This window comes from Ruminococcus champanellensis 18P13 = JCM 17042 (assembly GCF_000210095.1).
In the GTDB taxonomy this organism is placed as follows: Bacteria; Bacillota; Clostridia; order Oscillospirales; family Ruminococcaceae; genus Ruminococcus_F; species Ruminococcus_F champanellensis.
On the sequence record NC_021039.1, the window covers coordinates 448,232 to 471,056 of the forward strand.

A 22,825-nucleotide genomic window follows, 5' to 3' on the forward strand; every position below is an offset into this window, starting at 1 on the left:
GAGCTTTACTGATGGCAAAAGAAGAGATCCAGTACGTCTGGAGCGACAAGAAGCGAACGCTGTTCGGTCTGCCCCTGTCCTTTACCCGCTACTTTCTGACGGAAACCAAGTTCATCACCCGGAAGGGCTTTTTAAGCCTGGAGGAGGATGAGCTGGAGCTGTACAAGGTGGTGGACAAGAAAATGCAGCTGCCCTTTGGTCAGCGGCTGTTTGGCTGCGGCACCATCGTGCTGTATGTGAAGGATACGGACACGCCGGTGAAGGAGGTTCTGTCCGTCAAAGCCCCCCGCCGGGTGGCGCAGCTGATCGATAAATATGTGGATCAGCAGCGTGACCGGTTCCACATCCGGGGACGGGATATGATGGGCGCAACCCATCGGGATTACCTGGATGAATCTGATGATATGGAAGATGAAGTGGAGTATGACGATGCAGAATAACCAACAGACGGGAGCAGTGCTGCCCTTCATTCAGGAAACCCGCAGCAGCTGGGACAAGCTCAAGGAAGAACAGCGGCCCATCTTTATTTACGGCATGGGGGACGGTGCCATCAAGATCATGACCGCCATGAAGTCCTACGGCATTCCCCTTGCCGGGATCTTCGCCAGCGATGAATTCGTCCGGGGACATTCCTTCGAGGGGTACCGGGTGCATAAGCTGTCCGAGGTAGAGGAGGCGGTGGAGGATTTCGTCATCGTCCTTGCCTTTGCTGCCGGATTCCAGTCCCTGGTGGACAAGATCGTTGCCCTGTCCCAGGAGCATACCCTCATCGTGCCGGACGTGCCGGTGACCGGGGGCGGTCTGTTTACCTACGAGTACTGCCTGGAGCATGCGGAGGAGCTGCAGCAGGTATATGACCTGCTGGCGGACGATGCCTCCAGAAGGGTGTACGCCGGGATCCTCAATTTCAAGATTAGCGGCAACATCGACTATCTGACCCCTGCCACCACCCCCAAGGCGGAGATCTACAAGGAGCTGATCCGCCCCACCACCAACGAGATCTTCGTGGATCTGGGTGCCTACAACGGGGATTCCATCCGGGAGCTGCTGGAGTTTTCACGGGGGAAGTTCAATCGGATCATTGCTTTTGAGCCGGACAAGAAGAATTTCAAGAAGCTCACCAAGTTCATCGGTCACACCCCCGCCATTGACGCCTACAACTGTGTGGCATGGTGTGTGGACACGGAGCTGCCCTTTGCTACCAAGGCAGGACGTCAGTCCGCCATCTCCAGTGACGGGAATATGACCCAGGCACGCAGCGTGGACAGCATTCTGGACGGAGAGCGTGCCACCATCATCAAAATGGACGTGGAGGGTGCCGAGCGGGAAGCCATCTGGGGCGCAAGCCGCACCATCGCCCGGTATTCGCCCCGGCTGATGGTATCCCTCTACCACCGGAACGAGGATATTTTCGAGCTGCCTCTGCTGATCCAGCGGATCAACCCCAAGTATAAGCTCTACATCCGGCACCAGCTGTATATCCCGGCGTGGGAAACCAACCTGTACGCCACTGTGGAGTAATTCTGTCGCATCTGCGTGAAAACGCAGGTGCGATTTCTTTTGCAAAGCACTGGACAATTTCACGGAAATATGCTATACTGAATACAGTTTTTTCTGCATCCTGTATGCAGGCATTTTTTCATGGAAAGGACGTCTGATATGCTGCATGAGAAATCCTGTGGCGCCATTGTTTACCGCAAGTCCCACGGCAACATTGAGATCCTGCTGATCAAGCATGTCAACAGCGGTCACTGGTCGTTCCCCAAGGGCCATGTGGAGGGGAACGAGACCGAGGTGGAGACGGCGGAGCGTGAGATCCGGGAAGAAACCGGCATTGAGGTCAACATTGACCCCACTTTCCGGGAGACGGTTTCTTACTCCCCCAAACGGGACACCCAGAAGGTTGTGGTGTACTTTCTGGCAAAGGCAAAGACCTTTAACTTTGTTCCCCAGGAGGAGGAGATTGCCGAGATCCGCTGGGTGGATATCGTCCACGCCGGTCATGTGCTGACCTATGAAAACGACAAGACCATCGTCACCAAGGCGAGGGCATGCATCAAGGAAACCGGGTAAGTTCTTCCTTGGATGTGTTTCATACATCAATGATTTTGCTTTTTTGTTGAAAAAGTTCATGCTTGATTTGTAAACTATGTCGAAATTGCGTCAGATGTGTTGACAAATGCAAGCCTTTCTGTTATGATAAATCCATCATATAGGAAAGGGGTTTTCCACATGAAAAGCAAAACAACTGCAATCATTCTCTCTGTATTGGTGGGCAGTTTGGGGGTTGACCGTTTCTACCTTGGCTATACTGGTCTGGGCATCCTGAAGTTGCTGACCTGTGGCGGTCTCGGCATCTGGACTCTGATCGACCTGATCAGGATCTGCACCGGGTCTCTGAAGGCTGCGGACGGTTCCGAGCTTCAGTAAGCCAAAACAAAGAGCGCATGCGATGGGGTTCGCATGCGCTCTTTTTATGTGACACCGCACAGATCTGGTGCGGTGTGGAATTGATGCAATTACGCCTCCTGCTGGGTCAGGGTCAGCTGATTGCCGTCATAGTCCACCACTGCCACGCCGGAGGTGCGCAGCTGGTCGCCGATAATGGCACGGGCAATGAGGGTCTCCAGCTTCTGCTGAATATACCGCTTCAGAGGACGGGCACCGTACAGCGGATCGTAGCCGCATTCGATGATGTGATCCTTTGCCTTGTCGGTGACACGCAGGGTGATCTGCTTGTCTGCCAGACGCTTCTCCAGATCCTTCAGCATCAGATCCACAATGGCACCGATCTCCGCCTTTGCCAGAGGCTTGTAGAACACGATCTCGTCCAGACGGTTCAGAAATTCCGGGCGGAACTGCCGCTTCAGCAGCGCTTCCACCTGTTCCCGTGCCTCCGGGGAGATCTGGTTGTCGGCGGTGATGCCGTTCAGGATCGCATCCGACCCCAGGTTGGAGGTCAGAATGATGATGGTGTTCTTGAAGTCCACGGTTCTGCCCTGGCTGTCCGTGATCCGTCCGTCGTCCAGAACCTGCAGCAGAATGTTGAACACATCCGGGTGCGCCTTTTCGATCTCATCGAACAGCACAACGGAATAGGGCTTCCGGCGTACCGCCTCGGTCAGCTGACCGCCTTCGTCATAGCCCACATATCCGGGAGGCGCACCGATCAGACGGGACACGCTGTACTTCTCCATATATTCACTCATATCGATCCGCACAATGTTCCGTTCATCGTCAAACAGCGCCTCTGCCAACGCCTTGGCAAGCTCCGTCTTGCCCACGCCGGTGGGGCCAAGGAACAGGAAGGAACCAATGGGCCGGTCCGGATCCTGGATGCCTGCACGGGAACGGAGAATGGCTTCGCTGACCTTCTCCACAGCCTCGTCCTGACCGATGACTCTCTGGTGCAGGATGGATTCCATGCCAAGCAGCTTCTGCCGTTCGCCCTCCATCAGCTTTGCCACCGGGATGCCCGTCCACCGACAGATGATCCGGGCGATCTCCTGCTCCGTGACCTTATCCCGCAGCAGGCTTGCATCCTTCTTGGCGTTGGCGATCTTTTCTTCCTCCTCCAGCTCCTTTTGCAGCTGGGGCAGCTTGGAGTACTGCAATTCCGCCGCCTTGTTGTAATCCGCATTCCGGGTCGCCTGCTCAATCTCGCCCTTGACGGATTCCACCTCCGCCCGCAGGCTCTGCACCTTGGTAATGGCATTCTTTTCGTTCTGCCACTTTGCCTTCATTTCGTCGAACCTGGAACGCATCTCCGCCAGTTCCTTCTGGATCTGTTCCAGGTGCTCCTTGGACAGGTTATCCGTCTCCTTTTTCAGAGCGGTTTCCTCGATTTCGTGCTGCATGATCCGCCGGGACAGCTCGTCCATTTCCGTGGGCATGGACTCCATCTCGGTTTTGATCATAGCGCATGCCTCGTCCACCAGGTCAATGGCCTTATCCGGCAGGAACCGGTCGGTAATGTACCGGTTGGACAGGGTTGCCGCTGCGATCAGCGCCTGATCCTGGATCTTGACGCCGTGGAATACCTCGTACCGCTCCTTCAAGCCACGGAGAATGGAAATGGTGTCCTCTACAGTTGGCTCATTTACCATAACCGGCTGGAACCGACGCTCCAGAGCGGCATCCTTCTCAATGTACTGCCGGTATTCGTTCAGGGTGGTGGCACCGATACAGTGCAGCTCGCCCCGGGCAAGCATGGGCTTTAAGATATTGCCTGCGTCCATGGCACCGTCGGTCTTGCCTGCGCCAACGATCAGATGCAGCTCATCGATGAACAGGATGGTCTTGCCTTCGGTCTTGCGGATCTCCTGCAATACCGCCTTCAGACGCTCCTCAAATTCGCCCCGGTACTTGGCACCTGCCACCAGTGCGCCCATATCCAGACTGAAGATCCGGTGATCCTTCAGAGAACCGGGCACATCTCCCCGGACGATCCGGAGGGCAAGCCCCTCTGCAATGGCGGTTTTGCCCACGCCGGGCTCACCGATCAGAACCGGGTTGTTCTTGGTCTTTCTGGACAGGATCCGGATCACGTTCCGGATCTCCTCGTCTCTGCCGATGACCGGATCCAGCTTGTTGTTTTTTGCAAGCTCCACCAGATCCTGCCCGTATTTTTTCAGCACGTTATAGGTACCCTCCGGGTTGTCACTGGTGACCTTGGTGCTGCCCCGGACGGTCTGCAATACGGTCAGCAGCTTCTGCTCCGTCAGATCGTGGCTTTTCAGCAGTTGTGCCAGCTTGCCCTCTGCGGTCTGGATCAATCCCAAGAACAAATGTTCCACAGACACATATTCATCCTGCATCCGCTGGGCAGCCTTTTCCGCTGCGTTCAGCGCCTTGTCCGTACCCGGTGTTACATACACCTTGTCCGGCTCTCTGCCGCTGCCGGATACCTTCGGTAGCTGATCCACCAGGCGCTGTGCCTCGGTCTGGAGCATTTGCAGATCCGTGCCCATCTGGGGAATGATCTGGGGGATCAGTCCGTCCTGCTGGGACAGCAGTGCCAGGAACAGATGCGCCTGGTCAATCTGCTGATTGCCGTATTCCACCGCCAGACTGTTGGCGCTGCGAATCGCTTCCATGGATTTTTGGGTCAGTTTCTCTGTATTCATAAAGCCATCTTCCTTTCTGCTTGGGTGTAATCATAGCATGGTGTTACCCCAGGTCGTGTTGACACGAAGCCTAACAACGCATCTTTTCGGCAAAATTTCACGCATCCTGCGTTAAAAAGTCTTGACAGGCGACAGCCTGCCTGCGGTTTTTTGCCTTGTCTACATAAAATTTATGCTCGAAAATCTGCATAGTATCTTAGTGTCAACACTCCCTAGATATGCACGATTTTTTTCGGCAGCAGCTTCCGGTATGCCGCCGTGGCTGCTTCCAGGGCTGCATCCTGTCCCTGGGGCAGGGCGGCGAAATACACCTTTAGGATGTGATCGAACAGGCGAATATATCCGGCAATGTACTCGCCGATCTGGTCGGTGGAAAGCTCCGCCTGATCTGGAGGCAGCTGGAAGGTGCGGATAAATCTGCCCGCCTCGATCTGGTAGTGGATTCCCTCCGGCATGCCCGGCAGCAGAAACTGATGCTCCAGTGCCGCCCACAGCTTGTAAAATACCGTCAGCTCCGACAGCAACTGTGCGGACTGGGTTCGGAAGGACACCTTCAGTACCCCCAGCGTCCGCCCCGGGGAATGCACCAGCTCCAGGCTGTAGCGGATGGTGGGCTTGTACTTGTATTTCAGTGCGGAGCGGATGGACAGCATGGCGTCGGAGGGCTGGGGCTGTACCTGAAAGCAATCCCCGGTCATCCGGCTGGAAATGGTGTTGAAAATGTCGTTCATCCGCATTTGCGGGGTGGTGCAGCAGACCTTTTCCGCCAGGATCTGGTTGATAAGATTGGAGCGGCTGGTGTTCTGCTGATATGCCAGCCGGTCGATGGCTTCCACCACCTCGTCCATCAGCACCAGGCTGTATACATGCTTGCTCATATTCTGTTGCACCTCCTTTCTGTGATTATCATTGTAGCACTGAATTCATAACTTGTCAAGCGGATTATATAATTTTAAGCGCAAATTATATAAGTTTGTATAAAATGCCCCATATCCAATGAATACGGGACTTCGATTTGTGCAATTTCTACAAAATCTCCTTGGATTTTGGCACCCGGATCCGGAGCAGGAAGAAGCTCAGGCACAGCAGGAACATGGAAACCGGCAGAATCTGAATGGCGGTGCCGAAGCCCAGCCAGTCGATGATCTTGCCGAAGCAGGCGTTGAACGCCACGTCAAACAGGGTGGCGAAACCAGTGATAAAGCCGGTGGCGGTGCCGGCAAGCCCCGGGTCATAGTATCTGCCGATCAGCAGCACGATGGTGGGCCAGAGAATGGAGAACGCCAGTCCCGAGCCGCACAGCAGCAGCATGCCCCGGCGCTCCAGCAGCATGCCGGAAACGTACAGCACCCCGGCGGCAGCCACGAACACCCGCATGCTGCGCATAATGCCGCATTTCTGCACCAGGGGGGCGAACAGCAGCCGCCCTGCCATGATGCCGCCGAAGAAAAAGGACAGATACCGGGCAGCCTGGGGCACCGTATAGCCCAGATAATCGCTGCCGTAGGTCACCAGCCAGTTTTGCAGCCCGTGTTCGGTGATGCAGTAAAAGCCGCACAGCAGGAACAGGTATTTGCATGCCGGGTTCCGGATCACTGCGCCGTATCCTCCTGCGGAGCCTGCATCCGGCTTGGGCTGGGGCAGCTTCACGAACCACAGCAGTACCAGTCCCAAACAGCCGCATGCCAGCAGGATCAGATTCGCTCCCTTCCAGGCAGACAGGGAGGAGGCGAACCGCCCTCCCACGTTCTGGGCGGTGCTGATGCCGGCACCCTGGAGGAAGTTGAAGAAGTTCACGAAAAAGGCTGGGGCGGCGTACACCAGGGGAGTCAGGAGATTTACGGTGGTGGAAAGCATGGTGGACGCCCCAAGGCTGAAGATCATGAACACCAGCAGAGCGTAGTAATTGGCGGTGAGCAGATAGGCGGTCAGCGCCCCCATCCACAGGAGCATGACCCCGTACATGAATTTTTTCCGGCTGATCCGGTCAACCAGCCTGCCGCCGATGCACAGAAACAGCAGGTTGCCGATGTAGCTGCACATGATGATGGCAGAGGACTGGGATTGGGAGAGGGAAAAGCTGTCCCGGAACACCGGCAGGAACACGCCCCGCAGGGCGTCGCTGGCGCCCAGAACGAACATCATCAGCACGCAGTACACGGTGACAATGCACTTCTGTAATCTGGATTCGGTCATAAGAAGCCTCCGGAAGCACAGCCCGTCTCCATGCCGCCTGCGTAAGCGGATGCGTTTTTCTATAGGCAATACCGCACAAAGATTGTGCAGCAGATGCAGTGCAAAGCCGCCGGGCGTGCTTTGTGCGGTGTTGCCTATAATACGGGGGGACTGTGCCAAACATCGCATGGATTATCATATCACAAAACCGCAGGATTGTCAAGGGCATGCGGCTTGCATCCGGGTGGGGAATGTGGTACACTAAGGACATTACATGAAAAGGAGTGGTCAGCATGCGGCTGATCTTTATCAGACATGGGGATCCGGATTACGTCCGGGATTCTCTGACGGAAAAGGGCTGGCGTGAAGCGGACTGCCTGGCGGAGCGGGTAGCCCGCTGGGATGTGACCAGGGTGTATTGCTCTCCCCTGGGACGTGCAAGGGACACTGCCTCCCGGAGCCTGGAAAAGCTGGGGATGGAGGCGGAGATCCTGCCCTGGTTGGAGGAATTCTCCCTTCCGGTGCCGGATCCGGCAGGAGGTACCCGGATCCCCTGGGATCTGTTCCCCTCCGAATGGACAAGGGAGGAACAAATGTTCGACCGGAACCGGTTCACGGAGGCGCCCCAGTATGCATCCAGCCCTCTGCCCCAGGCATACGCAGCCGTATGCGCCGGGCTGGACGGGCTGCTGGCGGCGCATGGCTATGTGCGGGACGGGGGCTTTTACCGGGCAGTGCGCCCCAATGGGGATACTCTGGTATTCTTCTGCCATTTCGGCATCACCATGACCCTGATGGGGCATCTGCTGAACCTGTCTCCGGTACCCCTGTGGCATGGGATGTTTATGGCGCCCACCGGGGTCACCATTCTGGCATCGGAGGAGCGGCATGGGGACGAGGCATACTTCCGCTGTCAGGTTATGGGGGATACCCAGCATCTTACCGCTGCCGGAGAACCGGTTTCCCCTTCCGGGTATTTTACGGACGTATTTTCAAAGTAGGTGCAGGATGGAATTTCACGAAAAATTACAGGAGCTGCGAAAGCAGCGGGGCATGACCCAGGAGGAGCTGGCGACTGCCCTGTATGTATCCCGGACGGCGGTGTCCAAGTGGGAATCCGGCAGGGGATACCCCAGCATTGATTCTCTGAAAGCCATTTCCGGTTTTTTCGGTGTGTCCCTGGATCAGTTGCTGTCCAGCGAGGCGGTGCTGACCCTGGTGGAGGAGGACAGCAAGAAACAGGAAAGCCGCACCCGGAGCCTGGTGTTCGGGGCGTTGGATTGCTGCACCGGCATGCTCCTGTTTCTGCCCCTGTTCGGGCAGCGGGACAGGGAACCAATCCGGCAGGTGTCCCTGCTGTCCCTGACCGGAGTCGCCCCTTATATGAAGGGTGCATACCTGGGCATCCTTGCCGCTCTGGTGCTGTGGGGCATGCTGACCCTGGCGTTCCAGACCGGAACCCATCCCCTGTGGCTCCGGCTGCGGCACCGGGTATCCCTGGGTCTCAGCGCTGCTGCCACCTTGATTTTTATGGCAAGTCTCCAGCCATATCCGGCAATATTTGCCTTTCTTTTTCTGGTCATCAAGGGTGTCATGCTGATAAAATGCCGGTGACACGGATCGTATCCCCCATGTGACAGGCGGATTCTTGGCTTTTTTCCGGCCTTCCTTTAGAATGAATCCAGGCGAAAGCCGATACATTGGAAAGGATGGATGAAGCATGGGAAAAAGAAGAAGGATTACGATTTGGGCAGGTCTGGGCAGTCTGGCTGCCTTTGCCCTGTGGACCTGGGCGGTGTGCCGGATCGGCGTGCAGCCCATCGGCCCCAACGGCTCCCGGGTGGGCTTTGGGGAAATGAACCACTGGTTTCATCAGCTGACCGGGGTGCATATGGGTCTGTATACGGTGACGGACTGGCTGGGGCTGGTGCCGGTCTGCTTTGTGCTTGGCTTCGGGCTTCTGGGACTGGTGCAGCTGATCCGCCGCCGGAGCCTTCGGAAGGTGGATCCGGACATTCTGCTTCTGGGCGGGTTCTACATTCTGGTGCTGGGGGCGTACCTGCTGTTTGAGGCACTGGCGGTCAACTACCGCCCGATCCTGATCGACGGATACCTGGAGGCATCCTACCCCTCCTCCACCACCCTGCTGGCGCTGTGCGTGATCCCCACCGGCATGCTCCAGCTACATGCACGATTGCAAAGCCGGATGCTCCGGCGGAGCCTGCTGGTGCTGCTGGGTGCCTTCACCGGATTCATGGTGATCGGCAGGCTGCTGTCCGGGGCGCACTGGCTGACGGATATCATCGGGGGCGTACTGCTCAGCGCCGGATTGGTGCTGCTGTATCAGGGGCTGTCCGGACAGTCCCTGGCAAGATGAACTGCGCCTTGCATTTTTTCCGGTAGGGTGGTATACTACATACATACTGCGGCAGCACCCCACAGGCTTTGCGGAGTGCTGTCCGAATAAAAGGAGCGATTGTGATGATCAAGCACATTGTCATGTTCAAGCTGCTACCCCAGGCACAGAGCCGCACCGCCGCAGAAAATGCCGCACTGGCGCTTTCCATGCTGGAGCAGTTCCCGGCGCAGATCCCCACTCTCCGGGAGTTCCGGGCAGTGGTCAACGCCCCGGATGCTCCGGCGGACAACTGCGAGCTGGCGCTGATCTGTACCTTTGAGGATATGGAAGGGCTGAACGCCTACCAGATCCACCCCACCCATAAAAATTTTGGCGCATTCATCAGCCAGGTGCGTGCCTCCAGAGCCTGCATCGACTATGAAGCATAATCCCGGAGGCGCACTGTTATGATCCCTGCAATGATCCTGCTGATTTTGCTGCTTGCCGGGCTGATCGGCGTGTATTATCACTTCTTCCTGGGGCGGCTGTTCCGGGCATTCTCCCTGCCGGAAAAGGCAAAGTGGGTTCGGTGTCTGCTGATGGTGGCGCTCACCGGATGCAGTCTGATGGTGTTCTCCACCTTTGGCCTGCTGATGCTGCATTTTACGGTATTTTCCGCTGTCACGGATCTTCTGGCGCATCTGTATCGGCGGATCCGCCGCAGCTCCGCCCCGGAGCGACCCAACCGGATCCTCGCCTGCGGACTGGTGCCTTTGGCGCTTGTGGCATGCGTCCTCAGCTACGGCTACTGGAACATGAACCACGTCGTGGAAACAACGTATCAGATCCCCACTGACAAGCAACTGTCCCAGCCCTACCGGGCAGTGCTGATCGCAGATCTTCACTACGGCAACGGCATCACCGGGGAAAAGCTGGCGGAGCAGTGTGACCGGATCTCCGCCCAGAATCCGGATTTTGTCCTGCTGGACGGGGACATCGTGGACGAGAACACCAGCCGGACGGGTATGCAGGAGGCATGCGCCCTGCTGGGAGGCATCCGGACCCGGTACGGTATTTATTACGTCTACGGCAACCACGATCAGAACAACTACAGCAGCGATCCGGCTTATACCTCCCAGGAACTGTATGAAACCCTGACCGGTCAGGGAATCCGGGTGCTGTCGGAGGATACGGCGGTCATCAACGGGGACATTACCCTCATCGGCAGATCGGATCCGGGCTTCTGGCCGGAGAACCGGACGGAGATCCGGGAGCTTCTGGAGAAAACCCATGCGGATCCGGACACCTTCTGGCTGGTGGAGGATCATCAGCCCCTGGGGCTTGCCAAAAATGCGGCTGCCGGGGTGGATCTGACCGTGTCCGGTCATACCCACGCCGGGCAGATTTTCCCCATCGGCCTGCTGGATCGGCTGGTGCAGTTCAATGAGATGAACTACGGCTGCCGGGAGCAGAACGGCATGTATGCGGTGGTCACCTCCGGTATCTGTGGCTGGGGCTATCCCATCCGCACGGAGGCGCACTCGGAATATGTGTGGCTGGAAATCGGCGGCGCATAAAAAGAGCCCGTCTGTACCCTTTGGTGCAGACGGGCTTTGCGCTTGGTTCACGGCTTTTGTATGGTGCTGTCGATCAGCGTCCGGTACTGGTTCAGGAATGCGTCCGCCGCCTTGGCACAGCCCGTATCATTGGGGTGTCCGCCGTAAAGGGCTTTGGCAGGATCCGCCGGATCCGCCAGGCATGCGGCAAAGTCAAAGTATTCTGCCCCCAGCTCCTCTGCGATCTTCGGCACGGCGGCATTGTATGCGGTGCGGATGGCTTCTGCTTCCGGCTTCAGATCAAAGGGCGGCGCATTGAACAGCACCACCCGGCAGCCTGCCTCCCGCAGGGCGGATACGATGCTGCGGACAGAGGCTTCGATCTGCTCCGGGGAATCCGCTCCCGTGCCCCCGTACCTGCCGCTGATGATGTCGTTGGTGCCGAATGCCACCAGCACCATCTCATACGCCTTGGCACGCTCCAGCCAGTCGCCGCCCCGTGCGGCATCGCTTGCCCGGGCATAGCCAAGCCCCAGGTTCCATAGGGCGTAGTCTTCTCCCAGGGTGGCGGCAATCTGTGCCGCCCAGAATTTCCGGCCGTTGGCAGTGGTCTGACAGCCCTGGGTGATGGAATCCCCGAAGGCGGCAATTTTGGTGCCCACCTTCCGGTCACAGCCGATCAGCACCGGCATGGGCACCTCGTTGGCGTAAATGAACTGTCCGCCGGTGCTGTAGAAGGCGGGGGTCAGACCGGACATGCAGATACAGGGGATTTCCTTGCCGGTAATGGTCCACTCCCAGATCAGATAGTGATCCTCCGGCAGGGTGAGGGACACCGGGTCGCTCCAGAATGTCTCTCCGGGCGCTACCTGTCTGGACTTGCTGCCGTCAAAGGTGATCTCCGCCAGCAGCACTTCTCCGGTCATCAGAGCACTGCCGTCCGGCTGGATCTGTCCGCCGTCATACACTGCCGCTCCGGCAATGCTGTAGGCGCCGCCGGGCTGACCGCCATAGCCCAGCCTGCCGTCGTCCCAGGTGGAATCCACCGTGTTGGAGAAGTAAAAGCTGTAGTCAAAGGTGCCGTATGCCTCCAGAGGAAAGTATCCCCGGTAGGTGACGCCATCTGCCTCATCGATGCATTTGTTGTTGCCGGTGGCGATTACCGTGTTGGAAACATACTGGTCGAATTTTGTGGGCTGCCGGGCAGGGGCAGCGGATTCCGCCTGAGAGGAGGCGGTCTGTCCGCAGCCGGAGCATCCGGCAAACACCAGCACGCCCAGCAGCAATGCGCAGACTTTCTTCATATCATAACACTCCATGTTCCGGAGCAGTCCTGCAAGCCCACAGGCTGCCCCTTTTTTGTTTGGGTTCATTATAGCACAAACCTGTCTCAGACTGCAAGGGCATCTGATTCTGACTGCTCCAGGATCATATGGACAAGCTCCCTGGCTGCCACGCTCAGAGGCTGCTCCTTTCGCTTGATGAGGGCAATGTGCCGTTTGGGGATCGATTCCTTCAGATCGATCTTGCAGACGCCGCTGCTGTCCTGTAAAAATTCCTCCGGCACAAAGCCCACGCCCAGATCCGCCTGTACCATGGGGAGGATCTGATCGGCGGTGAAGGCTTCAATATCCGGCTGATAGGGTAGTCCATGCTCCGTGAAAAGCCCGGAGAAAAACGCAAAGGACTTGGTATCCTTCCCCAGGGAGATCAGGGGGAAATGCACCAGATCCGCCAGACTGACCTGTCTGCCCGTCAGAGCGGTAAAGTACGGGGAGCAGACGGCAACCTCGGTGATGGGCTTTACAAGAGTCTCCGTCAGAGAAGCCGCCTGCACGGTGGGGGTGGTGACCACGGCAATGTCCGCAGTACCCTCCTTCAGGGCGCTGATCGCCTGGGGCGTGGAATGGTTGCTGATGCGGATGTGAATGCCAGGGTACAGCAGCCGGTATTTTTTCAGCACCGGCAGCAGCATGCACCGCAGCGCCACCTCGCTTGCCGCAATGTAGACCGTGCCGCTTTGCAGGCTGCGCTGCTCAGTGATCTCCGCTTCTCCGGCGCTGATATGCTCCATGGCTATGCGGATATGCTCGAACAGATGCTCCCCCTCCGGCGTCAGCTTCATTCCCTTTCGGGAACGGGAAAACAGAGGGCACCCCAGCTCAGCCTCCAGCTTTTTTATGGTTCTCGTCAAATTGGGTTGGTTGTTCAGCAGCAGCCTTGCCGCCTGTGAAACGTTTCCGTATCGGGCAACGTAGTAGAATACCCGGTAGTAGTCATAGCTGATGTACATCTGTGCAGCTCCTTTTTATATCTGAATGATATCACGATCATATCTAACATACATTTTACATATATGTCTTCCTGTATTATAATAAATACAATTCAGAAAGTCAAGGGCAATGCCGCACAAAGCTCATGCGGCGGACGTTGCCCAGGAAGAAAGCGGGTCTGTAAAATGGAACTGGTATTAGAGGCATTGATGTGCGTCATGTTTGATGGGGCGATGGGCTTCCTGATCCCCCGTTCCCTGCAATGTGCGCACACCGAGAAAAGGAGATACCGCATCGCAGACGGAATCTTTGCGCTGGGTTTCCTGCTGGGACTGGCTGCAAAATGTCTTGCCGGTGGCAGTTGGATCGTGCTGACTCTGCTTGCTCTGGGCTTTATGCTTTCCTACACGGCATTTGTGCTGACATTCCCCGAAAAGAGGAAGCACTGTGAAGGGCGTTAAGCCCGTTCGGGGGCAAATGTCCGACAGTTTCCGGGCGGCGTTTTTTATCATTCTCTCCGGCGGATTTCAGGATGCATACACCTATACGTGCCGGGGGGAGGTGTTTGCCAACGCCCAGACGGGGAACATCGTGCTGCTCAGTACGGCATTGTTCCAGCGGGAGTGGCAGACTATGCTGAAATATCTGATCCCGGTTCTGGCGTTTCTGATCGGGACAGCGGTTGCAGAGTGGATTCATATCCGGCTCAAATGCTATGAAAAGATCCACTGGCGGCAGATCATTCTGCTGTGTGAGGTGGTGCTTCTGCTTGCGGTAGGCTTCCTGCCGCCGGTTTTTGAGCCTCTTGCCAATGCGCTGGTGTCCTTTGTCTGCGCCATGCAGGTACAGACCTTTCATAAGGTACGGGGGCATGCCTACGCCAGCACCATGTGTATCGGCAATCTGCGTGCCGGAACGGAGGCGCTGTGTGCATACTTCCGTGTCCGGGACAAGGAGATCCTGCAAAAGGCGCTGACATACTTCAGCGTGATCCTTGTGTTCGGCGTGGGTGCCGGTCTTGGCAGCATTCTGACCCTTACTCTGGGCTGCCGGGCAATCTGGATCTGCTGCCTGCTGCTGTCCGTCAGCTTCGGCATGATGTTCGTGCCGGAAAAATAAAGGCGATGCCGCATCTTCTGCGCAAGCGTGCCCGTACCAGTTCGTTACGGGCTTTTGCCGTTCCCCGGGGGCAAAATGTGTACAAATTCCAAATAGTATGCCGGTACCCTTGCAATCAGCATGGAAAGGGAGTATAATAAAGACAGCGAAATGCTGTCTTTTTCTTTTATGATGATGCAAACAATTCTGATTTCGTCTTTGCAGGTTCGGAGGATATCTGATGAATACCCGTTATACACATCGTTTCTTTTTTGTTGCATATCTTGTCATGCTTGCCTGTACCCTGCTGCTGTCCGGCATCAATGCCCGGCGCACCACCGGTGAGGAAAGTCCCTACTGGGGCAGGTCTGCCCAGTCCTTTTCCCAGGGCTGGCAGGATGAACAGGGGGATGCGGTGGATCCGGGACAGCTGAATGTGGAAAAGGATCACCCACGCTCTGAATGGTATGAGATCCATGCGGAGCTGCCCCAGGTGCTGCCGGCGGACGCAACCCTGTCCTTCCGCAGCCTGTATCTGCGGTTCACTGTCATCATAGGGGAGCATGAAATCTATTCCTACGGCATGGAGCCATCCCATGTATTCGGCAATTCCCCCGGCACTTGCTGGCACCATATTCCCCTGTCCGGTACCTATGCAGGGCAGACGCTGACCATCCGCTATGCCACTTCCTATAACGCCAGCAATGAATGCTTTGCGGATATGGAGCTTGCCGGTGGCGCCCAGCTGATCGTGGATGCGGTGCGGCAGGGTCTGCCCGGATTGATCGCCTCCGGACTGCTGCTGTTTCTGGGAGTTGTGTTCATGCTGGTGGATCTGCCTGCCAACCGGATCATGCACCGACCCAATCATGGGCTGCTGTATCTGGGGATTCTGGCGGTGGTGGTGGGGCTCTGGTCCTTCACAGAGACCCATGTGCCGGATCTGTTCGTCACCTCCCAGCAGGCGCTGAACGTGTTCTCTCTGATGCTCCTGTCTCTGACCCCCATCCCCATCGGACTGTTTCTGTTTGAATGCCTGATGATCTGGAAGGAACGTTTGTTCTATATCGGCTTTGGATTGTCGGTTCTGGAGTTTGTAGTCTGTCTCATCCTCTACATGAGCGGCGTAACGGATTATATGCGTACCCTGTTTATCACCCAGGGGCTGATCCTGTATTTCCTGATCCTGATTGTGTATACGGTTGCCATCAACATCCGGGATCGGGAGCGCTCCCGGATGGAAAAGGGGCTGATCCTGTCCGGTATCAGCATTATGGGGGTCTGCGTAGGGGCGGATCTGATCCTCAGTAAGCTCAGCTACCACCTGGACAACGCCCGGTTCACCCGGGTGGGCATGATCCTGTTTATTCTGCTGTTCGGCGTGCTGAATATTTTACAGGCCATGACCCAGGTCAAGGAAAACAGCCAGCTGGAGCTGGTCAGTCAGCTTGCCTATAAGGACGGGCTCACCGGCATCGGCAACCGGACTGCCTTTAATGAGCGGCTTGCCGGCCTGGAAACCATGCGGCAGCAGATCGACCCGGTGAGCCTGGTGATGCTGGACGTGAACAATCTGAAAACCGCCAACGACAAGTTCGGACACCAGCAGGGGGACATCCTCATCAAGGGCGCTTCCGGCGTCATCCACGGCGCCTTTGCCGGACTTGGCACCACTTACCGGATCGGCGGAGATGAATTTGCCGTGGTGATCTCCAGCAGCACCGGCAGGGAGGGCATCGAGTCCGCTCTGCGGATCATGCAGAAGGATACAGACCGGTTCAACGAAAACGAAATCTGCGCCGTGCCTCTGAGCATCGCCTGGGGGTATGCCTGCGCACAATCCCCGGAGGATCCCATCAGCCGGATCATGGAGGAGGCGGACGAGGCCATGTACGCCCGGAAACGGGAAATGAAGCAGAAAATGGGACAGGCACCGGTTGTCCGCTAACATGCCTTGCATGCCCCTTGACAATGCCGCATAGCTATGTTATAATGGAGCAATTGCAAGGGAGTAGTTTGCATCACACGGATGTGGCAAGTCAACATACTGACCTTCTGGTCTGGCTTGTCTGAAAGAACGAGACTTGCGTATGGCTTCAGGCTGTGCGTAGGTCTCTGGATCGGGTACAGCGTTGTGCCCGATTTTTTTATTGGCATCTGCCGGAAGGAGAAGGAAAATGGGATTTGTAGAATTGTTTCTGATTGGCGTGGGGCTGTCCATGGATGCCTTTGCGGTATCCGTCTGCAAGGGGCTGAACATGAAGACCCTGAACCGGAAGCACGCCCTGGTGATCGGGCTGTTTTTCGGAGGCTTCCAGGGAATCATGCCCCTGCTGGGGTGGCTGCTGGGCAAGCAGTTTGAGCGGTATATCACTGCCTTTGACCACTGGATCGCCTTTGTGCTGCTGGCGTTCATCGGGGGCAAGATGGTGTGGGAGGCGCTCCACGAGGATCCGGAGGAGGTCTGTCCCCAGCCCAGGCTGGATCTGAAGGAGCTGTTCATGCTGGCGGTGGCAACCAGTATCGACGCACTGGCTGTGGGCATCACCTTTGCGTTTTTACAGGTCAACATCTGGGGTGCCGTTTCCCTCATCGCCGCCATCACCTTTGTGCTGTCCGTGATTGGGGTATGGGTGGGCAACCGGTTCGGCAGCCGGTTCCAGACCAAGGCGGAAATCGCCGGGGGCGTGATTTTGGTGCTGATCGGCTTGAAGATCCTGCTGGAGCATCTGGGCGTCCTGGGATAAAAAACGGCAGCACCGCAAGCTCTGCGATACTGCCGCATTCATTTCAACTCTAAAATCGTGACCCCGTTGTTCAGCCCCAGGATCTTCCGGCTGATCCGGGGGTGCTTCAGTTCCACCCGCACATACCGCAGCAGTGCCTGACCGCTGTGGGAGCCGTGGATCACTTCGATTTCCCGGACGCTGGCGGGACAGCTTTTCAAAAGCGCCAGCATGGCACGTCGGGCTTCTGCAACGGTCATGCCGTGCAGGTCAATGGTTCTGCTGTACATGGGCATCCTCCTGTTCCTGCATGGCAAGCACGTCCCGGGCAAGCTGCTCCGCCTGTTGGTAGCTGTCCAGCCCGTAGCATCGGGAGCGGAACCCTGCCGCACCCCGAAGCCCGTGCAGGTACCATGCCGCATGCTTCCGGGCTTCCTTCATCCGCTGCGGCTCCGGCTTTCCCCTGCCGGTTTCCAGAATCATCCGGATATGCAGCAGCATGGTTTCCATCCGCTCCTCCACAGTAGGGGGCGTGTAGGGGATGCCCCGGCAGGCAGCGTCGATCTCCTGGAAGATCCATGGGTTTCCGTAGCTTGCCCTGCCTACCATCACCAGGTCACAGCCGGTTTCCCGGTACATGTTCAGGCAGTCCGCTCCGCTGCATACGTCCCCGTTGCCGATCACCGGCACGGACACTGCCTGCTTCACCGCCCGGATACAGCTCCAGTCCGCTTTGCCGCTGTACATCTGGCTCCGGGTTCTGCCGTGAATGGCAATGGCCTGCGCCCCAGCCTCCGCCATCCGGCAGGCAAATTCCACACAGTTCACCGTGTCCTCGCTCCAGCCCCGGCGGATCTTCACCGTTACCGGCACGTCCGACGCCATCCGGGCTGCTGCCACCAGGTCGGCGGCAGTGTTCAGATCCTGCATCAGCGCAGAGCCTGCCCCGGTATTCACCACCTTGGGCACGGGACAGCCCATGTTCAGATCGATCACATCCGGCTGAAAGGGCAGCAGCAGCTTCACCGCCTGCTGGATAAATTTCGGTTCACTGCCAAACAATTGCAGCGCCATGGGGCGCTCCTCCGGGGTGATGGTGCAAAGCTCTGCGGTTTTGCTGTCGTTGTAGCACATACCCTTGGCGGAGATCAGCTCGCTGGTGACCATGCATGCGCCAAAGCTGCGGCACAACTGCCGGTAGGCACGATCCGCCACGGATGCCATGGGGGCAAGGGCGGCAGTCCGGGGCAGCTCCAGCCCGGCGATGGTGACCCGGTTCATTCCGCCTCGCCCTTCTCTTTCTTCCGGAACACCAGCAGCTTGCTGAGCACATAGTTGGCAACAAAGATCAGCACCTGGCTGACAAAGGTGATGACGGTTTCGTTCCAGTGCATCAGATCGCAGCACAGCAGGAAGATGCCCTCCTCCAGCACGAAGGTCAGCAGCCGTGCCCCGTAGAAGGAGGCGAATACCCGGAAAAATTCCTTTGCCCCCTTGGTCTGGTTCTTGAATACATAGGCTTTGTTGGTGAAGAAGGCGAAGGTCACTGCAAAGATCCAGGACAGGGTCACAGCCAGGGTGGTGCGCCAGGGCTGCCCCTGATCCGGCACCAGGGCGAATACCGCCAGCTTGGTGACGATGGAGATCAGGGTGGTGAGTCCGCCGAAGAGTACATAGAGTAGCTGCTCCTCATATTTGTGGTATAGCTCCTGCAGGGGCTTGGGCAGGAAGGACAGGATTTTTTCGATCAGCTTCAGCATAGTGGAGTCCTTTCTTTCGGCAAAGCCGCCAGGGTGCTCTGTGCGGTGTTGCCTTTATAGTATCCCTTATATCATAGCATTTTACAGTCGTTTTTGCAAGCCCCACTTTTTACGCCTTTCCGGCATCCTGTACAGAATCTTTCCACACTGCATAAATTCCTTGCATATTTTCTATGCAAAACGCTGAAATCCGCTTCTGAAGCCGGATTGCGCTCCTTTGGCAGGCGGTTCCCCTTGATTATTTTCCAAAGGTATGATATTATAATCATAGCCGCATGTCTCCACCGAACCGGAATGGAGTACTGCGAAAACAGAGAAAAACAGGAGATATAAATGACAGAGATCATTATCATCGTGCTTTTGATTGCCATGTCCGCATTTTTTTCCGGCAGTGAAACCGCATTTTCCACCGTCAACAAGATCCGGCTGAAAAATTACGCCGCCCAGGGCAATAAACGGGCTGCCCGGGCACTGGAGGTTGCGGATCATTTTGACGCTGCCCTGACTGCCATTCTGATCGGCAACAACGTGGTCAACATTCTTTCCGCCTCCCTGGCAACGGTGGTGTTCACCCGGTACCTGGGGGCAAGCGCCGTCGGGGTATCCACGGCGGTGATGACCGTGCTGGTGCTGCTGTTCGGGGAGATCACCCCCAAGGCATACGCCAAGGCTCACGCCGAGTCCTGCGCTCTGCTGATGAACCGACCCATTCTGGCGCTGATGTGGATTTTCCGGCCCGTCAACTGGGTGTTCCAGAAGATCCGGGGACTGAAAAAATCCGGAGAGCAGGCGCCCAGCGTCACAGAAGATGAGCTGAAGGTCATCATCGACGAGATCGAGGAGCAGGGGGTTCTGGAGGAGCAGGAAAGCGACCTGGTGCGCTCCGCTCTGGAATTTGACGAGATCCAGGTTGCCCAGATTCTGATCCCCCGGGTGAATGTGGTGGCTGTGGAGCGCTGGGAGGATGTAACCCGGATCAAGGAGCTGTTCTTTACGGAAATGTACTCCCGGCTGCCGGTGTATGACAAAAGCATCGACAACATTGTGGGAGTCATCACCAGCAAGGACTTTTTCCGGATGCTGGATCAGGGCGGACAGGACATCGGCACCATTATGCAGGATGTACTGCGGATCTCCGAATTCAAGCGCATCAGTGAAGTGCTGCGCAGTATGCAGCGTACCAAGCTGCACCTGGCGGTGGTGCTGGATCAGTACGGAGGTACCGCCGGCATCGTCACCATGGAGGATATCATTGAGGAACTGGTGGGGGAGATCTACGACGAAAATGACGAGGTGGAATCCCCGGTGACGCAGATCGGGGAAAACACATACGAAGTGTCCGGGGAGCTAAGCACCAGCGACCTGTGCGAGAAGCTTTCCCTGCCGGAAAACGCCATTGAAAGCGCCAGCGTATCCGTAGGGGGCTGGGCGATGGAGCTGTTCGGACACATGCCCCAGCCCGGCGAGCAGATCACCTCCGGCAGATTTGAACTGACTGTGCTGAAAATGACGGATCAGAAGATCCAGAGCGTGCGGCTGCGCATTGCGCCGGAGCCGGCCGTCCGGGAGGATGAGGAAGCATGACGACGGTTTTTGAGGTTTGCTTTTGGGTGGGCGTGTCCGTCACGGTCATCAACGCCCTGCTGGGTGCCTTCTTCGACATCATCGATTTCGGCATCGATTTTGACCTGGATTTTGATCTTGGGGGGCTGCATCTGGATCCGGGGAATTTTCTGCCCCTGTCCCCCTCCCTGCTGTTCATGTTTCTGACCATCTTCGGGGGCACGGGCATGATCCTGCAGGGGCGCATCCCCTTATGGCTGGTGATCGTCCTGGGCATTGCCCTGGGTCTGCTGGTATCCTTCCTGGTGAACCGGTTCGTGGTGCGCCCCTTGAAGCGGATCTCCGAAAAGGAAAGCGGCGGCGAGGCGGACTTTATCGGTATGAACGCCACCGTGACGGAGCGGATCTTCCCCCAGGGCTTCGGCAGGATCTCCTTCGTGTATGAGGGCAACAGCATTTCCGAGCCTGCCCGGTCGGAGGATGGGAAGGAGATCCCCACCGGCACCTCCGTTGTGGTGCTGGAGATCCGGGATAAGGTGTATATCGTACAGCCATTGCGGTAAGCAAACACACAATTGTGTGCTGCATAGAAATGAAAAGTTGGAGGTTTTGGAATGGAAGAGATTTGGAACAGCTTGGGGTCTACGGGTCACATTGTTGTGATCGTACTGCTGGTGATCGCATTGGTGGTCATCGGATTCCTCACCATGTGGAAAAAGGTGCCCCAGGACAAGGCAATGGTCATCACCGGTATGCGTAAGCGGGTCATCAGCGGCGGCGGCGGATTTGTAGTGCCCCTGCTGGAGCGTGCGGACTACATATCCCTGGAGAACATCAAGGTAGAGGTTCAGGTCAAGGACGCATTGTCCATGCTGGGCGTTGGCATCACCGCCAGCGGCGTTGCAGTCATCAAGGTGCGCAACGACCGGGAATCCATTCTGGCTGCGGTGGAGCAGTTCAACACCGGCAATCAGCAGAAAACCATCGTAAATATCAAGGATACCGGCTCCGACGTGCTGGAGGGTAAGCTCCGTGAGATCGTGTCCAAGCTGACCGTGGAGGAGATCTACCGGGATCGTGAAAAGTTTGCCTCCAAGGTACAGGAGGTGGCTGCCATTGATCTGGCGGAAATGGGTCTGGAAATGAAGGTATTCACCATCCGGGACATCAGCGACCGGAACGGCTACCTGGAAGCACTGGGTGCGGAAAAGATCGCCCAGGTAAAGAAGGACGCCAACATCGCCAAGGCAGAGGCACAGATGGAATCCGACATCAAGACGGCGGAGGCTGTCCGGCTGGGTGAGGCGGCAAAGATCGAATCCCTGACCCGGATCGAGGAATGCAACAAGAACAAGGAACTGAAGGTTCAGGAATACAAGAAGCAGAGCGAATCCGCAAAGGCGAATGCGGATCTGGCGTATCAGATCCAGGAGAACATCACCCAGAAGGAAGTCATCGAAACCGCTATGGCGGCAAAGATCCTGGAAAAGCAGCGGGAGAAGGAACTGGTTGACGAGCAGATGCGCATCGAGATCCTGAAAAAGCAGAAGGAAATCGAGCTGGCGGAAAATGAAGTGCTCAAGAAGGAAAAGGAGCTGGATGCCGGAGTCAAGAAACAGGCAGAGGCTGACAAGTTCCAGTCCGAGAAGCAGTCCGAAGCGGAAAAGTACCGGGAGATCGCCCAGGCAGAGGCTGCCGCTACTTCCATCGAGCTGGAGGCAAAAGCAAAGGCAGAGGCTGTCCGGATCCAGGGTCTTGCAGAGGCGGAGATCATCCGGGCAAAGGGTGCCGCAGAGATCGAGATCGTCAAGGCAAAGGGCGAGGCGGAAGCCAACGTCATGAAGGAAAAGGCACAGGCGTTCCGGCTGTACAACGACGCAGCAATGGCGCAGATGATCGTGGACAGAATGCCGGAGATCGCCCAGGCCATTGCAGCACCTCTGGCAAAGACCGAGAAGATCGTCATTGTGGACAATGGCAGCACCAATGGGGAGGGCGCACGGGGCGCTTCCAAGGTGACCAATTATGTAACGGATATCATCGGGCAGCTGCCTGAGACGGTGGAGGCTCTGACGGGCTATAATCTGATGGATGTGTTCAAGAAGAAGGGGCAGAGCGCCCAGACGCCTGCCGCTGATACGGTGGAAGCAGCACAGGAAGCGGAACCGGCGGAGTAATTTGTCCATGCTGCCCGCCGGAAGGAGGGGACG

24 protein-coding genes are annotated in these 22,825 nt (G+C 57.0%); 16 read left to right on the forward strand and 8 right to left on the reverse strand.

The features are described 5' to 3' along the window. Window positions 1-11 precede the first annotated feature (11 nt). From RUM_RS01940 to RUM_RS01955, 4 genes are all read left to right on the forward strand, one after another. Entirely contained in the window at window positions 12-440 is a 429-nt protein-coding gene (locus RUM_RS01940) for a PH domain-containing protein (protein WP_015557542.1), read from the forward strand. Then, window positions 430-1,521 (forward strand): FkbM family methyltransferase, encoded by a 1,092-nt coding sequence (locus tag RUM_RS01945; protein WP_015557543.1) that lies wholly within the window; start codon window positions 430-432, stop codon window positions 1,519-1,521. The genes RUM_RS01940 and RUM_RS01945 overlap by 11 nt, the downstream gene beginning before the upstream one ends. Before the next feature lie 138 nt (window positions 1,522-1,659). Next, on the forward strand, window positions 1,660-2,073 hold the full coding sequence (locus RUM_RS01950; RefSeq protein WP_015557544.1) for a bis(5'-nucleosyl)-tetraphosphatase: 414 nt from the start codon (window positions 1,660-1,662) through the stop codon (window positions 2,071-2,073). A gap of 159 nt (window positions 2,074-2,232) precedes the next feature. Beyond that, window positions 2,233-2,430, forward strand: a complete 198-nt coding sequence (locus RUM_RS01955) for a TM2 domain-containing protein (protein ID WP_015557545.1) — start codon at window positions 2,233-2,235, stop codon at window positions 2,428-2,430. Window positions 2,431-2,519: 89 nt separating this feature from the next. Here the strand turns inward: RUM_RS01955 and clpB are convergent, their stop codons facing one another. The 3 genes from clpB to RUM_RS01970 form a co-directional block, all read right to left on the reverse strand. Then, entirely contained in the window at window positions 2,520-5,126 is a 2,607-nt protein-coding gene (clpB, locus tag RUM_RS01960; RefSeq protein WP_015557546.1) for an ATP-dependent chaperone ClpB, read from the reverse strand. A gap of 212 nt (window positions 5,127-5,338) precedes the next feature. Then, window positions 5,339-6,004, reverse strand: coding sequence for a hypothetical protein (locus tag RUM_RS01965; RefSeq protein WP_015557547.1), 666 nt, complete (start codon window positions 6,002-6,004; stop codon window positions 5,339-5,341). Between the two features lie 148 nt (window positions 6,005-6,152). After that, complete coding sequence (locus RUM_RS01970; RefSeq protein WP_015557548.1) at window positions 6,153-7,322, reverse strand: MFS transporter; 1,170 nt, start codon at window positions 7,320-7,322, stop codon at window positions 6,153-6,155. A gap of 272 nt (window positions 7,323-7,594) precedes the next feature. Between RUM_RS01970 and RUM_RS01975 the strand changes: the two genes are divergently transcribed. From RUM_RS01975 to RUM_RS01995, 5 genes are all read left to right on the forward strand, one after another. Then, complete coding sequence (locus RUM_RS01975) at window positions 7,595-8,302, forward strand: histidine phosphatase family protein (protein WP_015557549.1); 708 nt, start codon at window positions 7,595-7,597, stop codon at window positions 8,300-8,302. A gap of 7 nt (window positions 8,303-8,309) precedes the next feature. After that, a complete protein-coding gene (locus RUM_RS01980; RefSeq protein WP_015557550.1) occupies window positions 8,310-8,915 on the forward strand; it encodes a helix-turn-helix domain-containing protein in 606 nt (201 codons plus the stop codon). A gap of 106 nt (window positions 8,916-9,021) precedes the next feature. Beyond that, on the forward strand, window positions 9,022-9,678 hold the full coding sequence (locus RUM_RS01985; protein WP_015557551.1) for a phosphatase PAP2 family protein: 657 nt from the start codon (window positions 9,022-9,024) through the stop codon (window positions 9,676-9,678). Between the two features lie 104 nt (window positions 9,679-9,782). Continuing rightward, window positions 9,783-10,088 (forward strand): Dabb family protein, encoded by a 306-nt coding sequence (locus RUM_RS01990; protein ID WP_015557552.1) that lies wholly within the window; start codon window positions 9,783-9,785, stop codon window positions 10,086-10,088. An 18-nt stretch (window positions 10,089-10,106) separates the two neighbouring features. Then, window positions 10,107-11,216, forward strand: coding sequence for a metallophosphoesterase (locus RUM_RS01995; protein ID WP_015557553.1), 1,110 nt, complete (start codon window positions 10,107-10,109; stop codon window positions 11,214-11,216). A gap of 47 nt (window positions 11,217-11,263) precedes the next feature. On the opposite strand, the gene RUM_RS02000 is transcribed toward RUM_RS01995, so the two are convergent. Continuing rightward, window positions 11,264-12,499: an SGNH/GDSL hydrolase family protein gene (locus tag RUM_RS02000; RefSeq protein ID WP_015557554.1), complete on the reverse strand. Its 1,236-nt coding sequence runs from the start codon at window positions 12,497-12,499 to the stop codon at window positions 11,264-11,266. A gap of 86 nt (window positions 12,500-12,585) precedes the next feature. Continuing rightward, complete coding sequence (locus RUM_RS02005) at window positions 12,586-13,488, reverse strand: LysR family transcriptional regulator (protein WP_015557555.1); 903 nt, start codon at window positions 13,486-13,488, stop codon at window positions 12,586-12,588. Window positions 13,489-13,653: 165 nt separating this feature from the next. On the opposite strand from RUM_RS02005, the gene RUM_RS02010 reads away from it, so the two are divergent. The 4 genes from RUM_RS02010 to RUM_RS02025 all read left to right on the forward strand — a co-directional run bounded on the left by RUM_RS02010 (window position 13,654) and on the right by RUM_RS02025 (window position 17,313). Continuing rightward, window positions 13,654-13,929 carry a hypothetical protein gene (locus RUM_RS02010; RefSeq protein WP_015557556.1) on the forward strand — a complete coding sequence of 92 codons (276 nt, stop codon included), beginning with the start codon at window positions 13,654-13,656 and terminating at the stop codon, window positions 13,927-13,929. Next, window positions 13,916-14,587: a YoaK family protein gene (locus RUM_RS02015; RefSeq protein ID WP_022357474.1), complete on the forward strand. Its 672-nt coding sequence runs from the start codon at window positions 13,916-13,918 to the stop codon at window positions 14,585-14,587. The genes RUM_RS02010 and RUM_RS02015 overlap by 14 nt, the downstream gene beginning before the upstream one ends. Window positions 14,588-14,807: 220 nt before the next feature. Next, window positions 14,808-16,514: a GGDEF domain-containing protein gene (locus tag RUM_RS02020; RefSeq protein WP_015557558.1), complete on the forward strand. Its 1,707-nt coding sequence runs from the start codon at window positions 14,808-14,810 to the stop codon at window positions 16,512-16,514. A 229-nt stretch (window positions 16,515-16,743) separates the two neighbouring features. Beyond that, window positions 16,744-17,313 carry a manganese efflux pump MntP gene (locus tag RUM_RS02025; protein ID WP_015557559.1) on the forward strand — a complete coding sequence of 190 codons (570 nt, stop codon included), beginning with the start codon at window positions 16,744-16,746 and terminating at the stop codon, window positions 17,311-17,313. A 38-nt stretch (window positions 17,314-17,351) separates the two neighbouring features. On the opposite strand, the gene RUM_RS02030 is transcribed toward RUM_RS02025, so the two are convergent. The 3 genes from RUM_RS02030 to RUM_RS02040 are packed head-to-tail and all read right to left on the reverse strand — an operon-like array spanning window position 17,352 to window position 19,052. Continuing rightward, window positions 17,352-17,582: a Smr/MutS family protein gene (locus RUM_RS02030; RefSeq protein WP_015557560.1), complete on the reverse strand. Its 231-nt coding sequence runs from the start codon at window positions 17,580-17,582 to the stop codon at window positions 17,352-17,354. Continuing rightward, window positions 17,563-18,573 (reverse strand): tRNA dihydrouridine synthase DusB, encoded by a 1,011-nt coding sequence (gene dusB, locus RUM_RS02035; protein ID WP_015557561.1) that lies wholly within the window; start codon window positions 18,571-18,573, stop codon window positions 17,563-17,565. Before dusB ends, RUM_RS02030 begins: the two co-directional genes overlap by 20 nt. Continuing rightward, window positions 18,570-19,052: a GtrA family protein gene (locus RUM_RS02040; RefSeq protein WP_015557562.1), complete on the reverse strand. Its 483-nt coding sequence runs from the start codon at window positions 19,050-19,052 to the stop codon at window positions 18,570-18,572. Before RUM_RS02040 ends, dusB begins: the two co-directional genes overlap by 4 nt. Window positions 19,053-19,385: 333 nt before the next feature. Here RUM_RS02040 and RUM_RS02045 point away from each other — a divergent pair, with 333 nt between their 5' ends. From RUM_RS02045 to RUM_RS02055, 3 genes are read left to right on the forward strand one after another with little or no spacing between them, the layout of a single operon-like run. Continuing rightward, window positions 19,386-20,636, forward strand: coding sequence for a hemolysin family protein (locus tag RUM_RS02045; protein ID WP_015557563.1), 1,251 nt, complete (start codon window positions 19,386-19,388; stop codon window positions 20,634-20,636). Next, window positions 20,633-21,178 carry an NfeD family protein gene (locus RUM_RS02050; protein ID WP_015557564.1) on the forward strand — a complete coding sequence of 182 codons (546 nt, stop codon included), beginning with the start codon at window positions 20,633-20,635 and terminating at the stop codon, window positions 21,176-21,178. Before RUM_RS02045 ends, RUM_RS02050 begins: the two co-directional genes overlap by 4 nt. A 51-nt stretch (window positions 21,179-21,229) precedes the next feature. Further along, window positions 21,230-22,792: a flotillin family protein gene (locus RUM_RS02055; RefSeq protein ID WP_015557565.1), complete on the forward strand. Its 1,563-nt coding sequence runs from the start codon at window positions 21,230-21,232 to the stop codon at window positions 22,790-22,792. The last annotated feature ends 33 nt before the right edge of the window (window positions 22,793-22,825 follow it).